The organism is Pseudomonas sp. BF-B-26 (assembly GCF_019956495.1).
Taxonomy (GTDB): domain Bacteria; phylum Pseudomonadota; class Gammaproteobacteria; order Pseudomonadales; family Pseudomonadaceae; genus Aquipseudomonas.
The window spans coordinates 1-22080 of record NZ_JAHBDP010000088.1; the positions used below are offsets into that span (position 1 = coordinate 1).

General features: G+C 59.0%; 25 protein-coding genes and 1 pseudogene. 18 read left to right on the plus strand and 8 right to left on the minus strand.

The annotated features are described in order from the left end of the window. Positions 1–79 precede the first annotated feature (79 nt). The 5 genes from mtnC to aroC are packed head-to-tail and all read right to left on the minus strand — an operon-like array spanning position 80 to position 4228. Entirely contained in the window at positions 80–763 is a 684-nt protein-coding gene (mtnC, locus tag KGB03_RS19630) for an acireductone synthase (RefSeq protein WP_223528420.1), read from the minus strand. 4 nt (positions 764–767) lie between these two features. Beyond that, entirely contained in the window at positions 768–1313 is a 546-nt protein-coding gene (locus tag KGB03_RS19635) for a 1,2-dihydroxy-3-keto-5-methylthiopentene dioxygenase (protein WP_192410523.1), read from the minus strand. A gap of 20 nt (positions 1314–1333) precedes the next feature. Next, complete coding sequence (locus KGB03_RS19640; RefSeq protein ID WP_223528423.1) at positions 1334–1960, minus strand: methylthioribulose 1-phosphate dehydratase; 627 nt, start codon at positions 1958–1960, stop codon at positions 1334–1336. Continuing rightward, positions 1957–3108, minus strand: a complete 1152-nt coding sequence (locus tag KGB03_RS19645) for an MFS transporter (RefSeq protein WP_223528428.1) — start codon at positions 3106–3108, stop codon at positions 1957–1959. The genes KGB03_RS19640 and KGB03_RS19645 overlap by 4 nt, the downstream gene beginning before the upstream one ends. 28 nt (positions 3109–3136) lie before the next feature. After that, complete coding sequence (aroC, locus tag KGB03_RS19650) at positions 3137–4228, minus strand: chorismate synthase (RefSeq protein ID WP_223528431.1); 1092 nt, start codon at positions 4226–4228, stop codon at positions 3137–3139. A gap of 83 nt (positions 4229–4311) precedes the next feature. Between aroC and KGB03_RS19655 the strand changes: the two genes are divergently transcribed. Both KGB03_RS19655 and KGB03_RS19660 read left to right on the plus strand, forming a co-directional pair. Next, positions 4312–5310, plus strand: coding sequence for an alpha/beta hydrolase (locus tag KGB03_RS19655; RefSeq protein WP_223528434.1), 999 nt, complete (start codon positions 4312–4314; stop codon positions 5308–5310). A gap of 131 nt (positions 5311–5441) precedes the next feature. Continuing rightward, positions 5442–6233 (plus strand): hypothetical protein, encoded by a 792-nt coding sequence (locus KGB03_RS19660; protein WP_111448995.1) that lies wholly within the window; start codon positions 5442–5444, stop codon positions 6231–6233. A gap of 129 nt (positions 6234–6362) precedes the next feature. Here KGB03_RS19660 and prmB read toward each other — a convergent pair whose 3' ends face one another. Then, positions 6363–7271, minus strand: coding sequence for a 50S ribosomal protein L3 N(5)-glutamine methyltransferase (gene prmB, locus KGB03_RS19665; protein WP_008146120.1), 909 nt, complete (start codon positions 7269–7271; stop codon positions 6363–6365). Positions 7272–7509: 238 nt separating this feature from the next. Between prmB and KGB03_RS19670 the strand changes: the two genes are divergently transcribed. The 8 genes and pseudogenes from KGB03_RS19670 (at position 7510) to KGB03_RS19705 (ending at position 12374) form a co-directional block, all read left to right on the plus strand. Further along, a complete protein-coding gene (locus KGB03_RS19670) occupies positions 7510–8100 on the plus strand; it encodes a cysteine hydrolase family protein (protein WP_008146122.1) in 591 nt (196 codons plus the stop codon). A 131-nt stretch (positions 8101–8231) separates the two neighbouring features. Beyond that, a complete protein-coding gene (locus KGB03_RS19675) occupies positions 8232–8552 on the plus strand; it encodes a hypothetical protein (RefSeq protein WP_111448997.1) in 321 nt (106 codons plus the stop codon). A gap of 75 nt (positions 8553–8627) precedes the next feature. Next, a complete protein-coding gene (locus tag KGB03_RS19680; protein ID WP_008146127.1) occupies positions 8628–9185 on the plus strand; it encodes a Smr/MutS family protein in 558 nt (185 codons plus the stop codon). Between the two features lie 69 nt (positions 9186–9254). Next, positions 9255–9971 (plus strand): XRE family transcriptional regulator, encoded by a 717-nt coding sequence (locus tag KGB03_RS19685; protein ID WP_223528436.1) that lies wholly within the window; start codon positions 9255–9257, stop codon positions 9969–9971. A 312-nt stretch (positions 9972–10283) separates the two neighbouring features. Beyond that, the gene (locus KGB03_RS19690) at positions 10284–10958 is read left to right on the plus strand and encodes a polysaccharide lyase family 7 protein (protein WP_111449131.1); all 675 of its coding nucleotides are present in this window, start codon (positions 10284–10286) and stop codon (positions 10956–10958) included. 93 nt (positions 10959–11051) lie between these two features. Continuing rightward, a pseudogene (locus tag KGB03_RS19695) lies at positions 11052–11333 on the plus strand (site-specific integrase); the annotation flags it as partial. Between the two features lie 22 nt (positions 11334–11355). Then, positions 11356–11901, plus strand: a complete 546-nt coding sequence (folE, locus tag KGB03_RS19700; protein ID WP_218536260.1) for a GTP cyclohydrolase I FolE — start codon at positions 11356–11358, stop codon at positions 11899–11901. A 101-nt stretch (positions 11902–12002) separates the two neighbouring features. Beyond that, positions 12003–12374, plus strand: coding sequence for a glutathione S-transferase N-terminal domain-containing protein (locus tag KGB03_RS19705; RefSeq protein ID WP_192410515.1), 372 nt, complete (start codon positions 12003–12005; stop codon positions 12372–12374). A gap of 75 nt (positions 12375–12449) precedes the next feature. Here the strand turns inward: KGB03_RS19705 and KGB03_RS19710 are convergent, their stop codons facing one another. Further along, positions 12450–13616, minus strand: a complete 1167-nt coding sequence (locus tag KGB03_RS19710) for a PLP-dependent aminotransferase family protein (RefSeq protein ID WP_192410514.1) — start codon at positions 13614–13616, stop codon at positions 12450–12452. Between the two features lie 81 nt (positions 13617–13697). Between KGB03_RS19710 and KGB03_RS19715 the strand changes: the two genes are divergently transcribed. From KGB03_RS19715 to KGB03_RS19725, 3 genes are all read left to right on the plus strand, one after another. Then, the gene (locus KGB03_RS19715; protein WP_008146140.1) at positions 13698–14144 is read left to right on the plus strand and encodes a MarR family winged helix-turn-helix transcriptional regulator; all 447 of its coding nucleotides are present in this window, start codon (positions 13698–13700) and stop codon (positions 14142–14144) included. A 325-nt stretch (positions 14145–14469) separates the two neighbouring features. Further along, positions 14470–15819: an NCS2 family permease gene (locus KGB03_RS19720; RefSeq protein ID WP_192410513.1), complete on the plus strand. Its 1350-nt coding sequence runs from the start codon at positions 14470–14472 to the stop codon at positions 15817–15819. Between the two features lie 78 nt (positions 15820–15897). Then, positions 15898–16524: a LysE family translocator gene (locus KGB03_RS19725; protein WP_223528439.1), complete on the plus strand. Its 627-nt coding sequence runs from the start codon at positions 15898–15900 to the stop codon at positions 16522–16524. Between the two features lie 219 nt (positions 16525–16743). Here the strand turns inward: KGB03_RS19725 and uraH are convergent, their stop codons facing one another. After that, on the minus strand, positions 16744–17097 hold the full coding sequence (gene uraH / locus KGB03_RS19730) for a hydroxyisourate hydrolase (RefSeq protein WP_008146146.1): 354 nt from the start codon (positions 17095–17097) through the stop codon (positions 16744–16746). 422 nt (positions 17098–17519) lie between these two features. Here uraH and puuE point away from each other — a divergent pair, with 422 nt between their 5' ends. From puuE to KGB03_RS19755, 5 genes are all read left to right on the plus strand, one after another. After that, positions 17520–18446 carry an allantoinase PuuE gene (gene puuE, locus KGB03_RS19735; protein WP_008146148.1) on the plus strand — a complete coding sequence of 309 codons (927 nt, stop codon included), beginning with the start codon at positions 17520–17522 and terminating at the stop codon, positions 18444–18446. Then, positions 18443–18958: a 2-oxo-4-hydroxy-4-carboxy-5-ureidoimidazoline decarboxylase gene (uraD, locus tag KGB03_RS19740; protein ID WP_218535783.1), complete on the plus strand. Its 516-nt coding sequence runs from the start codon at positions 18443–18445 to the stop codon at positions 18956–18958. The genes puuE and uraD overlap by 4 nt, the downstream gene beginning before the upstream one ends. A gap of 97 nt (positions 18959–19055) precedes the next feature. After that, positions 19056–20051 carry an allantoicase gene (gene alc, locus KGB03_RS19745; RefSeq protein WP_218535780.1) on the plus strand — a complete coding sequence of 332 codons (996 nt, stop codon included), beginning with the start codon at positions 19056–19058 and terminating at the stop codon, positions 20049–20051. Between the two features lie 121 nt (positions 20052–20172). Further along, positions 20173–20676, plus strand: a complete 504-nt coding sequence (locus KGB03_RS19750) for an ureidoglycolate lyase (RefSeq protein WP_007960046.1) — start codon at positions 20173–20175, stop codon at positions 20674–20676. 50 nt (positions 20677–20726) lie between these two features. Further along, entirely contained in the window at positions 20727–22028 is a 1302-nt protein-coding gene (locus tag KGB03_RS19755; protein WP_218535778.1) for a urate hydroxylase PuuD, read from the plus strand. The last annotated feature ends 52 nt before the right edge of the window (positions 22029–22080 follow it).

Genomic DNA, 22080 nt, shown 5'->3' on the forward strand with positions numbered 1-22080 from the left:
GTGTATCAGACAGCATCAATGTTGAATGTTAAACCGCTTTCGCGAGCAAGCCCGCTCCCACAGGTTTTGTGCCTTGATCTTAAAAAGTAGCAGGATCGATCCGCGCAAAACTGTCCACCGTCACATGCCCCGCCAGCTCCCCGCCCTCTCGGGCCAGCCCGCACGTCGCCATTCCCGCCGTGCGTGCCGCGTCCAGTTCCTCGACGATGTCGGACAGAAACAGGATCTGCGAAGCGTCCAGGCCGATGGCCTGGGTAATGCGCTCGTAGGACTTCGCTTCACGCTTGGGCCCCGAGGTGGTGTCGAAATAGCCACTGAACAGGGGTGACAGATCCCCCACTTGCGAGCAGCCAAAGATCAGCTTTTGCGCCTGAATCGACCCCGAAGAGTAAACAAACAGTTTGAAGCCATCCTGATGCCAGCGCTTGAGCGCTTCAACGGCGTCCGGGTAAACGTGGCCTTTCAACTCTGCGGCCTGATAACCCTGTTCCCAGACCATGCCTTGCAACGCTTTCAGCGGCGTGGCTTTGCGGTCTTCGGCGATCCAGCCCAGAAGAATGTCGATCACCCGCTCGACGTCGGCGTTCGGCTCGTTGGCATCCCGGCGAACGGCATCCAGTTGCTCGGCAACATCCGCACGCGCGGCATGCTGGCGAACAAAATCCGGCAAGTGTTTGGCGGCGTAGGGAAACAGCACGTCGAACACAAAACTCACCGCGCTGGTAGTGCCTTCGATGTCGGTGAGAATCGCTTTGATCGGCATCGCCTCAGTCCTCAAGACCCGGGAAGCGACTGGCGATGTCTTCGCCAGTGAAATTGGCAACCCAGCCTTCAGGGTTGTTGAACAGACGGATCGCGACGAAATGCGGGTGCTCGCCCATGTCGAACCAGTGCGGGGTGCCGGCCGGTACCGAGATCAGGTCGTTTTTCTCACAAAGCACCGCGTAGACGTAATCGCCGATGTGCAGGGAGAACAAGCCACGGCCGGCGACGAAAAATCGTACTTCGTCTTCGCCATGGCGATGTTCGTCGAGAAACCTGGCGCGCAATTCGGCTTTTTGCGGGTGGTCGCTGTTCAGGCTGATGACGTCGACGGTGATGTAACCGCGTTCGGTCATCAGCTTGTCGATTTGCTCCTGATACGCGGCGATCACTTCTTCCTGACTGGCGCCGGGCTGGATTTTCGCCGTGGCTTGCCAGCGGTCGAAACGCACGCCCTGCTCAGCCAGGGTCGAGGCGATGTCTTCGAAATGCGTCAGCACCTTGTTAGGTAAATCAGGGCTTGAGACGTGGTAAACGGACAGGCTGCTCATCAGGGCAACTCCTTAACGGTTCATGCTTTACAGTTCAAGAGCGAGCGCATCTTCAACTCGCACTCGAACAAAAATTCAAAGGCCTCGATCTGCCGCAGTGCATCGCTCATGCGCGCGCCCCAGGTGTAGAGACCGTGGCCGCGGATCAGGTAGCCGACGCAATCGGGATGGGCGTCCAGCCAAGGCTGCACCTTGGCGGCCAGGCGTGCAATGTCTTGGTCGTTGTCGAAAATCGGCACACGCACCCGGGATTCGTGGGTCGACACACCACTGAAAGCCTTTTGCAGTTCGTAGTCTTCGAAATCGATGAAGTCTTGCGGCGTCAAGCGCGACAGCACCGTGGCGTTCACAGAATGGGTGTGCAGCACCGCGCCGATTTCCGGGCGCCAGCGGTAGAGCTGGGTGTGCAGCAGGGTTTCGGCGGACGGTTTTTTGCCCGGTTCCAGGCTGTTGCCGGACAGATCGGTCGCCAGCACATCGTCGGGGCCGAGTTGGCCTTTGTGCTTGCCGGACACCGTCAGCAGCGCTTCAGTCCGCGACAGGCGCGTCGAGTAGTTACTGCTGGTGGCCGGCGACCAGCCGCGACCATACAGAAAACGCCCGGCATCGATGATTTCCTGGGCGAGGTGCTCACGGGTGAGGCTCATGGCCTGTCCTCTTGCATTCGTGTGGCAATGATAACGGCTGCCGCGAAGGCTGCGAGGCTGGCAATACTAAAGGTCAATGTTGGGCCGAGGGCATTCCAGCTGTAGCCGGAATACAACGCGCCCAGTGCGCCGCCGGTGCCGGCCAGTGCGGCGTATAACGCCTGGCCCTGCCCTTGTTGGCGCGCGCCGAAGCTACGTTGCACGAACTGGATGGCCGCGGCGTGAAAGCTGCCGAAGGTCGCCGCGTGCAGTACCTGGGCAAACAACAGCACCCAAAGAAATTCAGCGAACGAACCGAGCAACAACCAACGCAACGCCGCCAGCAGAAAACTCGCCAGCAACACCCGTCGCACGGAGAAGCGCGCAAGGATCTTGCTCATGGCCAGAAACATCAAGACTTCGGCGACCACACCGACCGCCCAGAGCATACCGATCAGCCCTCGGCTGTACCCGAGTCGCTCCAGGTGCAAGGTCAGAAAGGTGTAATAAGGACCGTGGCTCATCTGCATCAGCGCCACGCAACCGTAAAACGCCAACACCCCGGGACTGCGCAACTGCTTGAGAAAACCGTCCCCCGCCAACCGTTCGCTCTGAATCGGTTGAGCGTTGGGCACCCAAAGGCTGCTGACCACGATCCCGGCCAGGATCAGCATCAGCGCCACCGGGTAGATGTCGAGGCTGAGCCATTCGAACAATCGGCCAAGGGCCACCACGGTAATGATGAAACCGATGGAACCCCACAGGCGGATCTGACTGTAGCGGTTAGTCTGGCCCTGCAAGTGCGCCAAGGTGATGACTTCGAATTGCGGCAACACGGCGTGCCAGAAAAACGCGTGCAAGGCCATGACCATCGCCAGCCAGGCGTAGGTCTTGCTGACGAAGATCAGCGAGAACGTCAGCAACGTGCAGACCGCACCGAAGCGCACGATGGCCAGGCGTCGGCCGGTGTAATCACCGAGCCAGCCCCAGATGTTCGGCGCCACGCAGCGCATCAGCATCGGGATCGCCACCAGCTCGCCGATGCGCGCGCTGGAAAAGCCCAGGTGATCGAAGTACAGCGCCAGAAACGGCGCTGTCGAACCGAGCAAGGCGAAATAGAACAGATAGAAACTGGAGAGCCGCCAGTACGGGAGCGCCGCCACAGCCATCAGACCGCAGCGGCTGTGAGATCAGCCATTAAAGCTGACCCAGCACCGGCGTGCTCACGCGCACGTCCAGGTTCTGCCCACGGTGACGCAACAGGTGATCCATCAGCACGATGGCCATCATCGCTTCGGCGATCGGTGTGGCACGAATGCCGACGCACGGGTCGTGGCGACCCTTGGTGACGACTTCCACCGGGTTGCCATGGATGTCGATGGAACGGCCCGGCGTGGTGATGCTCGAGGTTGGCTTGAGCGCCAGGTGCGCGACGATCGGCTGACCCGACGAAATGCCCCCTAAAATGCCACCCGCGTTGTTGCTGAGGAAACCTTGCGGGGTCATTTCATCACGGTGCTCGGTGCCGCGTTGGGCAACGCTGGCGAAACCGGCGCCGATTTCCACGCCTTTGACCGCATTGATGCTCATCAGCGCGTGAGCGAGTTCGGCATCGAGACGGTCGAAGATCGGCTCGCCGAGGCCCGGCATTACGCCTTCAGCGACTACGGTGATCTTCGCGCCAACCGAATCCTGGTCGCGACGCAACTGGTCCATATAGGCCTCCAGTTCCGGGACCTTGTCCGGATCAGGGCTGAAGAAGGCGTTCTCTTCCACCGAATCCCAGGTCTTGAACGGGATTTCGATCGGGCCGAGCTGGCTCATGTAGCCACGAATGACGATGCCCTGAGTGGCCAGGTATTTTTTCGCAATCGCACCGGCTGCCACGCGCATGGCCGTTTCACGGGCCGAGCTGCGACCGCCACCGCGGTAATCGCGCTCGCCATATTTGTGGTGATAGGTGTAGTCGGCGTGGGCCGGGCGGAACAGGTCCTTGATCGCCGAGTAATCCTTGGACTTCTGGTCGGTGTTGCGGATCAACAGGCCGATGGCGCAACCGGTGGTGCGTCCTTCGAACACGCCGGAGAGGATTTCGACTTCGTCGGCTTCCTGGCGCTGGGTGGTGTGGCGGCTGGTGCCGGGTTTGCGGCGATCCAGGTCACGCTGCAGATCCTCCAGAGAGATCTCCAGGCCCGGCGGGCAGCCGTCGACAATGGCGACCAACGCCGGACCATGGCTTTCGCCCGCGGTGGTGACAGTGAACAGCTTGCCGTAGGTATTGCCGGACATGCAGGACGCTCCGTGAATTCGAACCAAATACGTAATGCGCGCCAGTATACGCAGGCTACCCGACTAGTTCATCCTCGAACCTTATGGGTGCCTGCGAGTCCAACCGGCATCTTGTTCATGATGGCGTGATGATGCTGCGAGTTATAGCCTTGAGCCTTACCCTCTTTACCGGCTTTGTACAGGCCACAGTCCTGCAACGCCCGATCACCTTGGACACCGGCACCGGCGAGCTTTTCGGCTCGTTATTGCTGCCCAAGTCCGACACACCGGTACCGGTTGTCCTGATCATTTCCGGCTCCGGTCCTACAGATCGTGACGGAAACAACCCCGACGGCGGACGCAACGACAGCCTCAAGCGTCTCGCTTGGGTGCTGGCCAAACACAACATCGCCAGCGTGCGTTATGACAAACGCGGCGTGGCGGCGAGCCTTGCGGCGACCCCGGATGAACGCAATCTGTCGGTTGAAGCCTATGTGGCCGACGCCGAGGCCTGGGGCCGCAAGCTCAAAACCGACCCGCGTTTTGGCCAGTTGATCCTGCTGGGCCACAGCGAAGGCGCCCTGATCGCCAGCCTCGCGGCGCCGAGCCTGGATGCCGCCGCGGTCATTTCCATGTCCGGCAGCGCCCGGCCGATCGATCAGGTGCTGCGCCAGCAATTGAGCAATCGCCTGCCGCCACCGTTGATGCTGCGCAGCAATGAACTGCTCGACAGCCTCAAGGCCGGCCACACCGACGACAACGTACCGCCGCAATTGCAGGTGATTTTCCGCCCGAGCGTGCAGCCGTATCTGATTTCATTGTTCCGCCAGGAACCGGCAGCAGCGTTCGCCAAATTGAAGATGCCGGCTCTGATCATCCAGGGCAGCAATGACATCCAGGTCGGTGTCGGTGACGCCAGGCTGTTGAAGGCCGCCAAACCGGACGCCGAGCTGGCGCTGATCGAAGGCATGAACCACGTGATGCGCATCGTGCCCAACGATGTAAAACGGCAATTGGCCTCTTACAAAGATCCGCAATTGCCACTGGCGGCGGAACTCGGCACGCGAATCCTCGAGTTTATTGACGGACTTCGCGCCAGTTAAGCGGCGTTAGTGGCATGAAAACTGGTTGAGAACGCCCCCTAACCCTCCAGTCCTGAAAAAAACGGCCGATAAGCCTTTGTCGCCAGCGCTATGACTGGCGGCAAGCAGAGCTTGGACAGGATCTCGCCGTTATGACTGATACCCAGACTTCACCCGACACCACTGCTGAAAAAGACGCACCACCAGTGGTTGAGCTGCCGTGGGCGGACGTCCACGCCGAGCACCACAAGATGCTCCGTCTGGCCCCATTGAAAACCGACCGCAACACCGGTGGACGGCCGCTGCGCTTTGTTGAATTCGGTTACGCCGAGCGCAACAACAAGGAACACAGCCTGATGCGCATGAGCATTGCGCTGCCCGGCCAGCGTGTGCGCAAGGAACAGAATCATCTGGACGTGTGGGTCGATCACGCCACCAAGCGCGTGCATTTCGGGCCTGACAGCGGTTTGCAGATCGAACCGATGAACCGTGGGATCGGTCGTTTCATGGCCGCTCAGGGCATTACCTGGGCGAAAAAGAGATGGCCCGGCTACACCGTCGACGGCACCGACCTGAACAACAAGGATGCGCTGAACGAAGACACTCGCCTGCGCCGCGATCACTTTTTGCGGATGCACGGTTTCGACGTGATCTACGCCGACGCCCAGCATTTGAAGGGCAGCGTCAAAGAAGTGCAGGTCGGCGACCTGTTGAGTGACTGGAGTACGGAAAAACTGCAGGTCGTGGAAATTCTTGAGGCGGCGCAGATGCTTCAGCAAGCCGAGCAAAATCTCGCCGAGCAGGAAGTCAAACTCAAGAAACACGAAGAAAAAGTCAGCAAGTACAAGCGCGAAGACACCGGACTGCGCTTTACCATTACCTGCCTGGTGGCGTTTGCGGTGTTTCAGGCGGGGTTGTTGATCTGGATTGCCACACACCGGTAGCAACTTTTTGTGGCGAGGGGATTTATCCCCGCTGGACTGCGCAGCAGTCCCTCTTTTTGGGGCCGCTTCGCAGCCCAACGGGGCGGTGCGACGTTTCGCTAAATCCCCTCACCACAGAAGCCAGTTCCGTTACACGCGGGAAGCGAACAGCGCCTGATGGTTGCGGCACTGTTCCGCCGTCAGCATGAACACGCCATGCCCACCGCGCTCGAAATCGAGCCAGGCGAAGTCGACTTCCGGGTACAGCGCCGAGACGTGAACCTGGCTGTTGCCCACCTCGACAATCAGCAAGCCCTTCTCGGTCAGGTGATCCGCCGCTTCGGCGAGCATGCGACGCACCAGGTTCAAACCATCATCACCGCAGGCCAGGCCCAGCTCCGGTTCGTGCTGGTATTCGTCCGGCATGTCGGCGAAATCTTCCGCATCGACATAAGGCGGGTTCGACACGATCAGGTCAAAACGCTGACCCGGCAAACCATCAAATCCGTCGCCCTGCACCGTGTACACCCGCTCATCGACGCCATGGCGCTCGATGTTCTGGTTGGCCACTTCCAGTGCTTCGAACGATAGATCGGCCAACACCACTTCGGCGTTCTGGAACTCGTAGGCACAGGCGATACCGATGCAGCCGGAACCGGTGCACAAGTCGAGAATCCGCGCAGGTTCGGCGCCCAGCCACGGCTCGAAACGTTTTTCAATCAGCTCGCCAATCGGCGAACGCGGGATCAATACGCGCTCATCGACAATGAACGACATGCCGCAAAACCACGCTTCACCCAACAGGTAGGCGGTAGGAATACGTTCTTCGATACGGCGCTTGAGCAAGCGTTGCAGCTTGACCAGCTCGTCTTCTTCAAGATTGCAGTCGAGGTAGCTGTCGGCGATTTCCCACGGCAAGTGCAAGGCACCCAACACCAACTGGCGCGCTTCGTCCCAGGCGTTGTCGGTCCCATGGCCGAAAAACAGATCCTCCCCATGGAAGCGGCTGACGGCCCAACGGATATGGTCACGCAGGGTACGAAGTCGGGAAGTGATCACGGGGCAAACTCCAAAAAAAACGACTGGCGATTCTAACAGCCAAAACGCGTCTCGACGACGCGGGAAAACTACCGGGGCGAATGTAGGACAAATCTATTTTTTCGACCGCCTATTGAACAAAACGGCCCTATTGACAAGGCTGCGAGCCAGCAAAGACGGCGCCTACGATGGTAGCGATTCACAGAAGCGCTCAGCCAGAGGACAATGTCGCAAAAGCCCCACCCGAAGGAGCCCCAGAATGTCCGTTCCAAAAACGATGTTTCAACTCAGCGGCCGCGGTTATGCAGCTGCCGTTCTGAGCCATGCGACCCTTGTCATCATCGATGCCCAGAAAGAATACCTCAGCGGCCCGTTGGCCTTGAGCGGCATGGATGCTGCCGTCGCGAACATCAAGCAACTGGTGGCCGCTGCCCGTGCAGCCGGCCGGCCGATCGTCCATGTCCGCCACCTCGGTACTGTCGGTGGGCTGTTCGATCCACAAGGTGAGCGCGGTGAATTCATCCCGGGCCTGGAACCACAGGGCGACGAAACCATCATCGGTAAATTGCTGCCGAGTGCGTTCCACGGCACCGAACTGCTGGAACGCCTGCAGAATCTCGGTTCACTGGACCTGATCGTGTGCGGTTTCATGAGCCACTCCAGCGTCAGCACCACGGTGCGCGCCGCGAAGAACCTGGGCTTTCGTTGTACGCTGGTAGAAGACGCCTGCGCGACTCGCGACCTGCCTTACAAGGGCGGCGTATTGAGCGCAGACCACGTTCAGCAGACCGAAATGGCGATCATGGCGGACAACTTCGCCACCCTCGCATTGACTCATGAACTGATCTGATCGACGCTCGATGAGCGGTCCATGCCGCCGCTCATCCGCAAAAGTCTATCATTTGCTGTAATTGTCTTAGCCTCAGGAACATCCCGGTCAACTCCCGGTCGAAGGGCCGATACCCATTGAGGAAGGTCGGAATGAAGTTATCCGATGGTTTTGACGCTCGCCGCTTGCGGCCCAAAGGCCAACGCAACTGGCGTTTTCGAATCGGCGCGGCATTGGCTGCCTTGCTGTCGATGAGTGGTGTGTTGCTGGCGATGGCAGGCATAGCCAGCCTGCTCGGCCACGCACCCGCCCTGGGCGAGTTGAATACCAACCGGGTCGGTTCGGCAGTGATTCTGGCGATTGGCCTGTTCGTGCTGTACCTCGGCGTGTGGCTGTGGCGTCGCTGCCGTCGCCGCTCGCGGCAGTCGCAAGAGCTGAACATCTCCCCGCATTTGATGAAAAAGCACGACTGAGCCGAGTGCTGTGCGTTTTCTCGCGCCCCATTCCCCTCGAGTTGGGTAAACTGGCCGCCCTTCGCGGAGGCTGACATGCAAGACGACGATTTTTCCCTGTTCAAAAGCGCGATCCAAGGCGTCAAGCCGATCAAACACGATCGCGCCGAAACCGGCAAACCCAAAGCTGACCGCGCGCAAATCGCCAAGCTGCGTCAGGCCGCCACGGTGCGCACCGATGCCACCACCGTTGATGGGCTGTCCGATCAGTTCGTCATCGATGTTGGCCCGGAAGACGAGCTGATGTGGGCGCGTGACGGTGTTCAGGAAAGCCAGATGCGCAAGCTCAAGATCGGACAGATCCCGTTCGAAGGCAGCCTCGACCTCCATGGCATGAGCGTGGAAAAGGCCCGGGAAACCCTCTGGGCGTTTCTGGCCGAAGCAACCAAATTCGAAATCCGCTGCGTGCGCGTCACCCACGGCAAGGCTGTGCGTCTGGACGGCAAGCGGCCGATGATCAAAAGCCACGTCAACACCTGGCTGCGCCAACACTCACAAGTGCTCGGCTTCACCTCGTGCCAGGCGAAACACGGCGGCGCCGGAGCGGTTTATGTGATGCTCAAACGGACCATGATGGAAGGTCGCGACGAATAAAGCTGTCGCCTGGCACATTATCGGGATAACGATTTGCAATGATATAGGCGCTCCCGTAATACTCCGCAGATGGAATTCAAAGAACGACTCAAAGCAGCCCGCCAACACGCCAAGCTCAATCAGACCGAGCTTGCCGAACGCGCAGGCCTGACCCAAACCTCAATCTCCGACCTCGAGCGCGGGAAGTCGAAGGCAACCGCCTTTACTGCCCAGATCGCTTCAGTGTGTGGCGTTTCACCGATGTGGCTGGCTGAAGGTGTCGGTGACATGCTCAAAGGGGTGTCCCGCCCGCCTCCAAGCATTTCAATGTCAGACATCCAGCCTTGGGACGACAGCACGCCCCTGGATGACGACGAGGTTTATGTCCCCTTCCTGCGTGAAGTTGAACTGGCGGCTGGTTCAGGCCGTTTCGTGATCTCGGAAAGTGACAGCGCCAGGCTGCGCTTCTTCAAGAAAGACCTGCGACACAACAACGTGCAGTTCAGCAACGCCAAGTGCGTGGTGGTGAGCGGAAACAGCATGCTCCCGGTACTGCGCGACGGCGCTACCGTTGGCATGAACGTCGGAAAGAACTCGCTGGGCGACATCGTCGACGGCGACATGTACGCGATCAACCACAACGGCCAGCTCCGCGTGAAACAGGTCTACCGACTGCCCAGTGGGATCCGCCTACGCAGTTTCAACCGTGACGAGCATCCGGACGAGGACTACACCTTCGCCGAAATCCAGGAGCAGCAGATTGCGATCCTGGGCCATGTCTTTTGGTGGGCGATGTATTCACGGTGAACTGAGTTGCGGTGATTCGGGAGCGTCCAGTGCCCTGACGTGCAATACGGCAAGTCGACACCCACCCAAGAGAAGCCCGCCAAGCGCGGGCTTTTTTGCACCTGGAATATAGGTACGGAATAAAATATGGGAATACCCATTGACACCAAATATGGGAGCGCCCATATTCGTATTCAAGCCAACGGGAAATCGCTCGGAAGCTGCCGAGTATCACCTCTGTCCATTCACCGAGTGGGCAGTGGGATGCAGGCCTGCATCAAACGCAAGGCTCACCAGAGCAAAAAGCGACATCAATGGACTGAGGTAAAAACCATGACTGTAGACATCAGCAACTTCACCATCGCTACCCCGCTTCCAATCTCCGACACCAACCCGATTGCGCTTGAGCTCATCGGCTGGCGCGCACTGATCGAATGCCCCGAAGTCATCTCAATGCTTGACGATGGTTCGCTGCAGATGACGGCGCCGACACTTGGAGCCTCGAGCAAGAGTACGCTACGAACCCGCTGCGAGTGGAAGGAGCCAGGTTACTGGCTGTTCTCCAGTGCAGCGGACCACTGGAACCGCCAGGAAATGCGACTGACCAAAGTCAACTCGCTGCAGAAAGTCGTGATCGGTCAGATTCATGTGCAGGGCTCAGAACGACCTCCGGTAAAGGTGTTCTGGAACAAAGGAAAAATCACCATGGGGTTCCGAACCAGTTACCTCCAGGATGATCCAGTCAACTCGACGATTTTGGATAACGTACCGCTCGGTGCACTTTTCAAAATCAACATTCACGCCAACTCGAGCGGCGCCGTCTCTGTATCGGCTAGCTGTAACGGCGTCCAATCCACTTCCGCAATCATGCGTCTGGACAACACCTGGGACACGAAAACACTCGCCTTCCACGGCGGCGTGTACAACCAGATCGATTACTCCGACACCACCGACCCGCTAGACGGTTCTGTCTGCATCATCAGCGATCTGTCGATCACTCACGCCTGATACGACCTGCTCGGCCTGATGAGCAAAACAGGCTTCAGGAAAGCATCACTGCTGCACCTTGGCGACAGGGTGTAGCGGGATGCGGATAAAACCCGGCAGGCCAGCGTGATCGACAAACACTTCCCGGCCGCAATGACCGATTTGGGGCTTCGCGCCCGCCGGCAATACAACTGCCGGCACACATACGCTACCATGTGCCCCATGTCGGGGATGAACCCTGCGTTTATTGCCACTCAGCTCGGTCATAGCGTTCAGATATTGCTATCGACCTACGCCCGATGGATCAACGCCAGCACTGACTGGGGCGAGCTCGGGAAGCTTGAAAAGAGCTTGATTGGCACACAATTGGTACAGACAGAAACAGTACCCCTCTGAAACCCGTATGGAATCAGCCTCTGTGACACTGGAACAGAACTACACCGCGATTCTCGGCCAACTGGGCGAGGACGCCACCCGCGAGGGCCTGCTCGACACGCCAAAACGTGCCGCCAAAGCCATGCAGTACCTCTGCCGCGGTTATGAACAGACACTGGAAGAGGTCACCAACGGTGCCTTGTTCAGCTCCGACAACAGCGAAATGGTGCTGGTGAAGGACATCGAGCTCTACTCGTTGTGCGAACACCACCTGCTGCCGTTTATCGGCAAGGCTCACGTCGCCTACATCCCGAGCGGCAAGGTATTGGGCCTGTCGAAAGTCGCGCGGATCGTCGATATGTACGCCCGCCGCCTGCAGATCCAGGAAAACCTCAGCCGCCAGATCGCCGATGCGGTCCAGCAAGTCACCGGCGCCCTCGGCGTTGCAGTGGTGATCGAGGCCAAGCACATGTGCATGATGATGCGCGGTGTGGAGAAACAGAATTCGTCGATGATCACGTCGGTGATGCTCGGTGAGTTCCGTGAAAACGCGGCCACCCGCAGCGAGTTTCTCAGCCTGATCAAGTAATTCGCAGCACGAAGAAGACCGGCATTCATCGCCGGTTTTTTTTCGCCTGCGAAAATCAGGTAAGCTGCGCGCCTTCTGTTTGCCCCTGTGAGGCTTATACCGTGTTCGTTAAAGCGCTTCGTGTCGGCCTTGGCCAACTGATCATCTTCATCGACTTCATCACCCGTCCGGGCAAAAAACAGCGCCCTGCCGAGGTCCAGGCTCAGGTCAACACGGCGGCCAAGGACCTGACCCTGTATCAGTTCCACGCCTGCCCGTTCTGCGTGAAAACCCGCCGCACCCTGCGCCGCTTGAACGTGCCGGTGGCGTTGCGCGACGCGAAGAACAACGAACAGGATCGCCAGGCCTTGCTGGAGCAAGGCGGCAAGATCAAGGTTCCGTGCCTGCGCATCGAAGAGAACGGCCAGACCACCTGGATGTATGAGTCCAAGGTGATCATCGATTATCTGGACAAGCGGTTTGCCGCGGCCTGAAGCCGTACAAATTTCAGATAAAAATAAACCGGCCCATTGGCCGGTTTTTTTTTGCACCCTCTCACACCAGCAGCCTCAAGCCGCTTCCGCCGCCTGGGCCTGACGCACCACCGCTGCCAACCGCTTGAGCCCTTCGTCCAGCCGTGCCGGGTCGATGTGGCTGAAGTTCAGGCGCAAATGCCCCGGATTGCTGTCCGGTTCGGGGAAGAACGGCTCGCCCGGCATGAACGCCACATCCGCTGCCAGTGCAGCCTTGAGCAACGTACGCGTGTCCAGCGGCTGCTTGAGTGTCAGCCAGAAAAACAGCCCACCCTGCGGCACATTCCAGTCCGCCAAATCCGCAAAATGCGTTTCCAGGGCTGACTGGAAAGCGTCCCGACGGACCCGATAGAAGTCCCGCAGCTCGCTCAAGTGATGCTGGAATTTCTCTGTGCCGATCCACTGCAGCGCTTGCCACTGGCCCACGCGATTGGTGTGCAGGTCGGCTGATTGCTTGAGTTTCAGCAAGTGCGGGAAGAGATCCGGACTGGCGATCAGATAGCCGACTCGCAGCCCGGGCAACAGGGTTTTCGACACGGTGCCGGTGTAGATCCAGCTGGCCTTTTTCAAGCGGCTGACAATTGGCGTGGCGCTGCCACCGTCGAAGGTCAGCTCGCGGTAAGGCTCGTCTTCGATCAAGGTCACGCCGAACTCATCCAGCAAGGCTGCTATGGCATCGCGCTTGGCTTCGCTGTAGCGCACGGCCGAAGGATTCTGAAAAGTCGGGATCAGGTAGATGAACGCCGGACGGTGTTTTTCCAGACGAGTACGCAGTTGCGCCAGGCTCGGACCATCAGCCTCCAGCGGGACCGTGATGCAGTCGGCGCCGAACAGCTGAAAAATCTGCAAGGCCGCCAGATAAGTCGGCGCTTCGAGCAAAATCTCGGTGCCGTTGTCGATGTACAGCTTGGCCGCCAGATCGAGGGTTTGCTGGGAGCCGCTGACCACCAACACCTGACTCGCCTCGCAGGGTACGCCCAGCGCCCGCGCCTCTGCTGCCAGCGCTTCACGCAGCGCCGGCTCACCTTCGCTCATGCCGTATTGGCCCATGGACAGCGGCATGTCGGCCCACTCGACTTTCGGCAGCATGGCTTCGGCGGGCAAGCCGCCAGCGAACGACATCACTTCCGGGCGCTGGGCGGCGGCGAGGATTTCACGGATCAAAGAACTTTTAAGGCGCGAGACACGTTCGGAAAATGCCATGGGGTCACCGGTAGCGAGGCCTGAGGAAAATGAGTCAAACTGGTTGACCGAAATTACGACAGACCGAACGGATACGTCAATATGCTTGACCTTAAAAACCCCGCTACTCAGCAACAGGCGATGGAAGCGTTTTTCTTCGGTTATCAGGCGTTCACCGCGAAAGCCGACGAAATGCTCGAGCGTCGTGGCTTGAGCCGGGTGCATCAACGCATAGTGTTTTTCATCGCGCGCTACCCAAACTTGAGCGTCAAGGAGTTACTGGCGTTGCTCGGGGTGACGAAGCAGGCGCTGAACATTCCGCTGCGTCAGTTGGTGGAGATGCATTTGGTGAACAGTGTCGCGTCCGAAACCGACAAGCGTAAGCGGTTGCTGGAACTCACCGACGATGGCGCGCGGTTTGAGCAGTCGTTGCGGCGCGAGCAGGTGAAATTGCTCGAGCGGGTGTTTGCCGAAGCAGGGGAGACGGCGGTGAATGGTTGGTTGGCGGTGAATCTCGCGCTGGGTAAAGCCCAAGCGCCAGCCGAGTAGCCGATCGTTCCCACGCTCTGCGTGGGAATGCAGCCCGGGACGCTCCGCGTCCCAAAGCGGACGCAGAGCGTCCATTGAGGCATTCCCACGCAGAGCGTGGGAACGATCATCCAGCGCACCTCTGCGGCGATATATCCCGATCAACAAACTTTTCGTCTACAAAATCAAAAACATTATTTGCATTATTTGTATACAAAAGCATAATCCACTTCGTGCGAGTTCCTGACCAAGCGGTCAACAAATTCGCAAGTACCTCAAAGGGTCGCTGCCACCCTCATGGGTCCGGCCCTGGAAATAACAATAAAACTCTTGAGGAGTACTCGCTGTGGAAAGCCGCAAATCCGAAGCCTCGACGCTGGAACTCTCGCCGCCGTTACGCAATGGCTGGCTGGAGCGCATCTTCAAACTCAGCTTGCATGGCACCACGGTGAAGACCGAGTTGATTGCCGGTCTGACAACCTTCATCACCATGGCCTACATCATCTTCGTCAACCCCAACATTATGGCCGACGCCGGGATCGATCACGGTGCCGCGTTCGTCGCCACCTGTATCGCCGCCGCGCTCGGTTGCCTGTTGATGGGTCTGTACGCCAACTGGCCGGTCGGGCTCGCACCGGGCATGGGCCTCAACGCCTTCTTCACTTACACCGTGGTCGGCACCATGGGCTACAACTGGGAAACCGCCCTTGGCGCGGTGTTTGTTTCCGGTGTGCTGTTCATGTTCCTGACCTTTTCGCGGATCCGCGAATGGCTGCTCAATAGCATCCCGGTGAGTTTGCGCTTTGCCATGGGCGCCGGTGTGGGCTTGTTTCTGGGGCTGATTGGCTTGAAAACCGCGGGCATCGTGGTCGACAGCCCGGCCACCCTGATCAAGCTCGGCTCCCTGCGCGAACCTGGTCCGCTGCTGGCCGCCATCTGCTTCCTGATGATCGCCGTACTCAGCTACCACAAAGTGTTCGGCGCGATTCTCATCAGCATCATCACCGTCACCCTGGCGGGTTGGGGCCTGGGCCTGGTGCACTACGAGGGCCTCATGTCCGCTCCGCCGAGCCTGGCGCCGACCTGGATGGCCATGAACATCGCCGGCGTATTCAACGTCAGCATGATCAGCGTGGTGCTGGCCTTCCTTTTTGTGCACATGTTCGACACCGCCGGCACCCTGATGGGCGTCGCCCAGCGCGCCGGCCTGGTGAACGCGGATGGCAAGATCGAAAACCTCTCCCGCGCCCTGAAAGCCGACAGTGCTTCCAGCGTATTCGGCGCGATGGTCGGTGTTCCGCCGGTCACCAGCTACGTGGAAAGTGCCGCGGGTGTAGCCGCTGGTGGTCGGACTGGTCTTACCGCCGTGACCGTAGGTGTGCTATTTATTGCGGCAATGTTTTTCGCACCGCTGGCGGGCATGATCCCCGCTTACGCAACCGCCGGTGCGCTGATTTATGTGGCAATGCTGATGATGGGCGGCATGAAGCACATCGAATGGGACGAAGCGACCGACAGCATTCCGGCGATCGTCACCGCGATCATGATGCCCCTGACCTTCTCGGTCGCCGACGGTATTGCGCTGGGCTTTATCACTTACGTGGTACTGAAAGCCTGTACCGGTAAACACAAGGAAATTTCCATCAGTCTGTGGGTGCTCTGCGCGATCTTCATCGCCAAGTTCATTTTCTTGTAAACCGTTTACGATTCAAAAGCAGGTTTCAAAACAGCCTCACCCCGTCGGGTGAGGCTTTTGTGCAAATGGAGGAAAGTGATGAGTCTGGAAACCTGGCTGCTGTTCAGCGGCGCTGCGCTGGTGGTCATCCTGATCCCGGGGCCACTGTCTTTGCTGATGATCAGCAACAGTCTGAATTACGGTTTGCGCCGTTCTTACCCGGCGTTTCTGGGGGGCGTGAGTGCGTCGATCTGCTTGCTCAGTGCGTCGGCGCTGGGTTTGGGCGCCTTGTTGCTGGCGTCGGAACAGTTGTTCAGCGCTCTGAAAATCGTCGGGGCGCTGTACCTGTTCTACCTGGCCTGGCAGAGCTGGCAGCAATCGCGCCTGCCCTCCCACGGCGCTGAAGTGCCCCAGGCTGCGCCAGTGCCACGCTTTCGCGCACTGTTCGGGCGCGCGTTCATGCTGGGCGCCAGTAACCCGAAAGACATTCTGTTCTTCGCCGCTTTCCTCCCGCAGTTCCTCAGTGCCGAGCAGCCGTTCCTGCCGCAGTTGCTGATGATGATTGCGACCTGGACCGTGCTGGATTTGCTGTGCAAGTTGGCTTATGGGTTGGGTGCTCATGGTGCGGCGCGGTATTTACGCAGTGGCAAGGGGCAGAGCTGGTTTAACCGGGTGAGTGCGGGGTTGTTTAGTGGTGCGGGGGCTGCGTCTCTGTTGAGCCGCTAAACAGCAAAAGCATCGCGAGCAAGCTTTGCTCCTACGGGTTTTGCTTCGTCCATTGCAGGCGAGCGACACAAAACCTGTAGGAGCAAAGCTTGCTCGCGATGGCGTCAGCACAAGCGACACCTTTCCAACAGGCAAAAAAAAGCCCGCAGTGTGAGCGGGCGAAAGACCAAAGAAGCTATATGCGCAGTCGCTTCTCGGAGGAGGCAGCTGCTTGGGGGATCAACTGCCTCGATACGTCGAATAGCTGTACGGCGAAATCAGCAATGGCACGTGATAGTGATCCTGTTCCGCAGAGATGCCAAAACGCAGCACCACCACATCCAGGAACGCCGGTTCTGGCAGCTGAACGCCACGGGCGCGGTAGTAATCGCCCGCATGAAACTGAACCTGATAGACCCCGGAACGGTAGTCATCGCCTTGCAGCAGCGGTGCATCGACCCGGCCATCGCTGTTGGTTATCGCAGTGGCGACCAATTCCAACTGCGAACCTTCAACGCGGTACAACTCGACCTTGATCGAGCTGCCCGGGCAACCATGTGCAGCGTCTAAAACGTGAGTAGTCAAACGTCCCATTGATTCTGCGCGCCTGCCTGCGTGGAGCAGTCAGACCTCGCGCCTCCCGAAGTCAGTTGAAAAGGAGACCGCACCGATTCGGAGCACGAAACGCTGCGGCGAGCGACTGATTAAGACACTTTTCAAAAAAATTGTACACAATAAAAACAACATATTTACCGCTATACCCGTCATTCCGGGATTCCCGCCGAATCTGCCGCCGAGCCATAGGGCCAAAGGACCTTCTATCCATTAGCTGACCAATCAGGCAGGTTTCTTGCAATAACATGTGAAGATGACAGTCAGTGAAAAATGCAAAAAAACAGGCTTACAAAGTGGATATAAAGTTGTATACAATCAGCCCATCGCTGTGACGCCAGCCTGTCATCACACTGCAGGCCGCCTCACACAACCTGTTACCACGAACAAGAAGGAAGACTGCAGTGAGCGCTGACTACCCACGCGACCTGATCGGTTACGGCAGTAACCCTCCTCACCCACACTGGCCGGGCAATGCCCGCATCGCCTTGTCCTTCGTGCTCAATTACGAAGAAGGCGGCGAGCGCAATATCCTGCACGGCGATAAAGAATCCGAAGCCTTCCTTTCGGAAATGGTCTCGGCGCAGCCGCTGCAAGGCGCGCGCAACATGAGCATGGAATCCCTTTACGAGTATGGCAGCCGTGCCGGCGTCTGGCGGGTTCTGAAACTGTTCAAGGAATTCGACATTCCGCTGACCATCTTCGCCGTGGCCATGGCCGCCCAGCGTCACCCGGATGTGATCCGCGCAATGGTCGATGCCGGCCACGAGATCTGCAGCCACGGCTATCGCTGGATCGACTACCAGTACATGGACGAAGCGCAAGAACGCGAGCACATGCTCGAAGCGATCCGCGTCCTCACCGAAATCACCGGCGAGCGCCCACTGGGCTGGTACACCGGCCGCACCGGTCCGAACACCCGTCGACTGGTGATGGAAGAAGGCGGTTTCCTCTACGACTGCGACACCTACGACGACGACCTGCCCTACTGGGAACCAAACAACCCGACCGGCAAGCCGCACCTGGTGATTCCGTACACGCTGGACACCAACGACATGCGCTTCACCCAGGTCCAGGGTTTCAACAAGGGCGACGATTTCTTTGAATACCTCAAAGACGCATTCGATGTGCTGTACGCCGAAGGTGCCGAAGCGCCGAAGATGCTGTCGATCGGTTTGCACTGCCGCCTGATTGGTCGTCCAGCGCGTCTGGCCTCGCTCAAACGCTTTATCGAATACGCTAAAAGTCATGAACAGGTGTGGTTCAGCCGTCGCGTCGACATCGCTCGCCACTGGCACGAAACCCACCCGTATCAAGGGGCCGCGAAATGAGCCACTTCCAAACCCTGAAACCGTCGACCCTGAGCCGCGATGCGTTTGTCGCTGCCTTCGCCGACATCTACGAACATTCGCCATGGGTGGCCGAAAAGGCCTTCGACCTGGGCCAGGACGCTTCGCTCGACCAGATCGAAACCCTGCACCAGCGCATGAGCGACATCCTGTTGAGCGCCGATCACGCCAGTCAGCTTGAGCTGGTCGTCGCTCACCCGGACCTGGCCGGCAAAGCCGCCGTACAGGGCCAGTTGACCGAAGCCAGCACGAATGAACAGGCTGGCGCCGGTATTCACCAATGCACGGCCGAAGAGTTTCAACGCTTCACCGAGCTGAACGACGCCTACAAGGCCAAGTTCAAGTTTCCCTTCATCATGGCGGTAAAAGGCAGCAACCGGCATCAGATCCTCGCGGCGTTCGAAACGCGCATTCACAACTCGGCCGACACCGAATTCAAATGCGCGCTGGCGGAGATTAACAAGATCGCCCTGTTCCGATTACTGACCCTATAGCGAGCTGCCCTTGTAAAAAGTACCCGGGTGTTGAAAACGCGAAGACACCCAGGGCAGCAAGCATCCCAAGCCAACTAATTAAAGGCAGACAAGAAGAATGAAAGCTTACGCCGTACCTTTCGAGAAGTTCGTCAACCTGGCCGACGCCCGTCTGGGCACCAAAATCATCTCGGTCACCGATGACTGGTTCGCTGATGCCAACCGCCTGTTCCAGCCGACCCCGGCTGTGTGGAAGGAGGGCGTGTTCGATGACAACGGCAAGTGGATGGACGGCTGGGAGTCGCGCCGCAAGCGCTTCGAAGGCTACGACAGCGCCGTGATCCGCCTGGGCGTTCCGGGCTCGATCAAGGGCGTGGACATCGACACTTCATTCTTCACCGGCAACTTCCCGCCATCGGCCTCACTGGAAGCGTGCTTCCTGGCCTCGGGCGAGCCGGACGACAACACCCAGTGGACTGAAGTGCTGTCCGCCGTCGAGCTGCAAGGCAACAGCCACCACTACCACGAAATCAACAACGACCAGGCGTTCAGCCACCTGCGCTTCAACATCTACCCGGATGGCGGCGTGGCCCGTCTGCGTGTTTACGGTATTCCGTTCCGCGACTGGTCCGCTGTGGGCGACAACGAGCAAATTGACCTGGCCGCAGCCCTGAACGGTGGCCGCGCCCTCGCCTGCTCCGACGAACACTTCGGTCGCATGAGCAACATCCTCAACCCGGGCCGTGGCATCAACATGGGCGACGGCTGGGAAACTGCGCGTCGTCGTACGCCAGGCAATGACTGGGTCATCGTCGCGCTGGGTCATGCCGGCGAGATCGAAAAAGTCATCGTCGACACCCTGCACTTCAAGGGCAACTACCCGGACACGTGCTCGATCCAGGGCGCCTTCGTGAAGGGCGGCACCGACAGCCAGATCGAAACCCAATCGCTGTTCTGGCGCGAATTGCTGCCGGCACAGAAACTGGAAATGCACGCCGAACACACCTTCGCCGAGCAGATCAAGGCGCTGGGCCCGATCACCCACATCCGCCTGAACGTGTTCCCGGATGGTGGTGTGAGCCGCCTGCGCGTATTGGGCAAAGTAGCTAAATAAGTAGTGAGGCCATTCGCGAGCAAGCCCGCTCCCACATTTGAAATGCATTCCCATGTGGGAGCGGGCTTGCTCGCGAAGGCGTCAGAACAAACAACACAGAATTCAAGGTAAGAAGACCAGCATGCGCACATTGACGATTGAACCGCTGACCAAAGAAGCCTTCGCCCCTTTCGGTGACGTGATCGAAACCGACGGCAGCGATCACTTCATGATCAACAACGGTTCGACCATGCGCTTTCACAAACTGGCGACGGTTGAAACCGCCACGCCAGAGGACAACGCGATCATCAGCATTTTCCGCGCCGACGCGCAGGATATGCCGCTGACCGTCAGCATGCTGGAGCGTCACCCGCTGGGCAGCCAGGCTTTCATTCCGCTGCTCGGCAACCCCTTTCTGATCGTGGTCGCGCCACTTGGCGATGAACCTGTATCAGGCTTGGTCCGCGCCTTCGTCACCAACGGCAGGCAGGGCATTAATTACCATCGCGGCGTTTGGCACCATCCGGTGCTGACGATCGAAAAGCGGGATGACTTCCTGGTGGTTGATCGCAGTGGCACAGGCAATAACTGCGATGAGCATTTTTTCAAAGAGGATGAGCGTTTGATCCTTGCCCCCCACCAATAAGAGAAGGTCTGATCACTCGACAACAGAGTGACAGGCGAGAGGTAAAGACTGTGGAAGCACATCTGTTGGAATGGCTGAACCTGAGCGTGCGCTGGGTTCACATGATTACTGGCGTGGCCTGGATCGGTGCGTCGTTCTATTTCGTCTGGCTGGAAAACAACCTCAATCGGGTCAACCCGAAAAGTGGTCTGGCGGGCGATTTGTGGGCGATCCACGGCGGCGGTATCTACCACCTGGAAAAATACAAACTGGCCCCACCGACCATGCCGGACAACCTGCACTGGTTCAAATGGGAAGCCTATTTCACCTGGATGTCGGGGATCGCGCTGCTGTGCGTGGTGTTCTACTCCAACCCGACGCTGTACCTGCTGGCACCGGGCAGCAGCCTGACCGGCCCTGAAGGGGTCGCACTGGGCATTGCCTCGTTGTTCGTCGGCTGGTTCGTCTACTCCTTCCTCTGCGACTCGGCCCTGGGCAAACGCCCTGCCCTGCTCGGCGTCATCCTGTTCGTGCTGATCATTGGCGCCGCTTACGGCTTCAGCAAAGTGTTCAGCGGTCGTGGTGCGTACCTGCACGTCGGCGCGATCATCGGCACCATCATGGTCGGTAACGTGTTCCGCATCATCATGCCGGCGCAGCGCGCACTGGTTGCCGCGATTGCCGAAAACCGCACACCCGATCCGGCGCTGCCGGCCAAAGGCTTGCTGCGTTCGCGTCACAACAACTACTTCACCTTGCCGGTGCTGTTCATCATGATCAGCAACCACTTCCCGAGCACCTACGGCAGCCAATACAACTGGCTGATCCTGGCCGGGATCGCGGTGCTGGCGGTGTTGGTGCGTCACTACTTCAACACCCGTCATGACAGCCACAAATTTGCCTGGACCTTGCCCGTCGCAGCAGTGGGCATGATCTGCCTGGCTTACGTGACTGGCCCGGCGCAGATGCCCAGCGCCCCTGAAGTGGCCAAGGCCCCTGGCACCATCGAGTACCAGCCGTTGCCGGAAACCGCCCTCGGTGGTGGTGCCAAACCTGAAGCGGCGAAACCTGCTGCACCTGCCGCTGCACCGGCTCAGGCGTCCAACGCCGGCCCCGGTTTCGACAAGGTGCACAGTGTGATTCAGGAGCGTTGCGCAGTTTGCCATTCGGCCAAACCGACCAGCCCGCTGTTCAGTGCCGCACCGGCTGGCGTGATGTTCGATACCCCCGAGCAGATCCGCCAGAACGCGGCGCGCATCCAGGCACAAGCCGTCACCAGCCAGATCATGCCACTGGGCAACATCACCCAGATGACCCAGCAGGAGCGGGACCTGATCGGCGCGTGGATTGTTCAGGGAGCTCCCACCAATTAAATAGCAAAAGCTTCGCGGGCAACCCCCACCTACAGGTACGACACATACCCTG

What these genes read in the sequence shown, in the direction of transcription:
- mtnC (WP_223528420.1), bottom strand. Translation starts at nt 763, where the DNA reads ATGCCGATCAAAGCGATTCTCACCGACATCGAAGGCACTACCAGCGCG.
- KGB03_RS19635 (WP_192410523.1), bottom strand. Translation starts at nt 1,313, where the DNA reads ATGAGCAGCCTGTCCGTTTACCACGTCTCAAGCCCTGATTTACCTAAC.
- KGB03_RS19640 (WP_223528423.1), bottom strand. Translation starts at nt 1,960, where the DNA reads ATGAGCCTCACCCGTGAGCACCTCGCCCAGGAAATCATCGATGCCGGG.
- KGB03_RS19645 (WP_223528428.1), bottom strand. Translation starts at nt 3,108, where the DNA reads ATGGCTGTGGCGGCGCTCCCGTACTGGCGGCTCTCCAGTTTCTATCTG.
- aroC (WP_223528431.1), bottom strand. Translation starts at nt 4,228, where the DNA reads ATGTCCGGCAATACCTACGGCAAGCTGTTCACTGTCACCACCGCGGGC.
- KGB03_RS19655 (WP_223528434.1), top strand. Translation starts at nt 4,312, where the DNA reads ATGGGTGCCTGCGAGTCCAACCGGCATCTTGTTCATGATGGCGTGATG.
- KGB03_RS19660 (WP_111448995.1), top strand. Translation starts at nt 5,442, where the DNA reads ATGACTGATACCCAGACTTCACCCGACACCACTGCTGAAAAAGACGCA.
- KGB03_RS19670 (WP_008146122.1), top strand. Translation starts at nt 7,510, where the DNA reads ATGTCCGTTCCAAAAACGATGTTTCAACTCAGCGGCCGCGGTTATGCA.
- KGB03_RS19675 (WP_111448997.1), top strand. Translation starts at nt 8,232, where the DNA reads ATGAAGTTATCCGATGGTTTTGACGCTCGCCGCTTGCGGCCCAAAGGC.
- KGB03_RS19680 (WP_008146127.1), top strand. Translation starts at nt 8,628, where the DNA reads ATGCAAGACGACGATTTTTCCCTGTTCAAAAGCGCGATCCAAGGCGTC.
- KGB03_RS19685 (WP_223528436.1), top strand. Translation starts at nt 9,255, where the DNA reads ATGGAATTCAAAGAACGACTCAAAGCAGCCCGCCAACACGCCAAGCTC.
- KGB03_RS19690 (WP_111449131.1), top strand. Translation starts at nt 10,284, where the DNA reads ATGACTGTAGACATCAGCAACTTCACCATCGCTACCCCGCTTCCAATC.
- KGB03_RS19710 (WP_192410514.1), bottom strand. Translation starts at nt 13,616, where the DNA reads ATGGCATTTTCCGAACGTGTCTCGCGCCTTAAAAGTTCTTTGATCCGT.
- KGB03_RS19715 (WP_008146140.1), top strand. Translation starts at nt 13,698, where the DNA reads ATGCTTGACCTTAAAAACCCCGCTACTCAGCAACAGGCGATGGAAGCG.
- KGB03_RS19725 (WP_223528439.1), top strand. Translation starts at nt 15,898, where the DNA reads ATGAGTCTGGAAACCTGGCTGCTGTTCAGCGGCGCTGCGCTGGTGGTC.
- uraH (WP_008146146.1), bottom strand. Translation starts at nt 17,097, where the DNA reads ATGGGACGTTTGACTACTCACGTTTTAGACGCTGCACATGGTTGCCCG.
- uraD (WP_218535783.1), top strand. Translation starts at nt 18,443, where the DNA reads ATGAGCCACTTCCAAACCCTGAAACCGTCGACCCTGAGCCGCGATGCG.
- alc (WP_218535780.1), top strand. Translation starts at nt 19,056, where the DNA reads ATGAAAGCTTACGCCGTACCTTTCGAGAAGTTCGTCAACCTGGCCGAC.
- KGB03_RS19750 (WP_007960046.1), top strand. Translation starts at nt 20,173, where the DNA reads ATGCGCACATTGACGATTGAACCGCTGACCAAAGAAGCCTTCGCCCCT.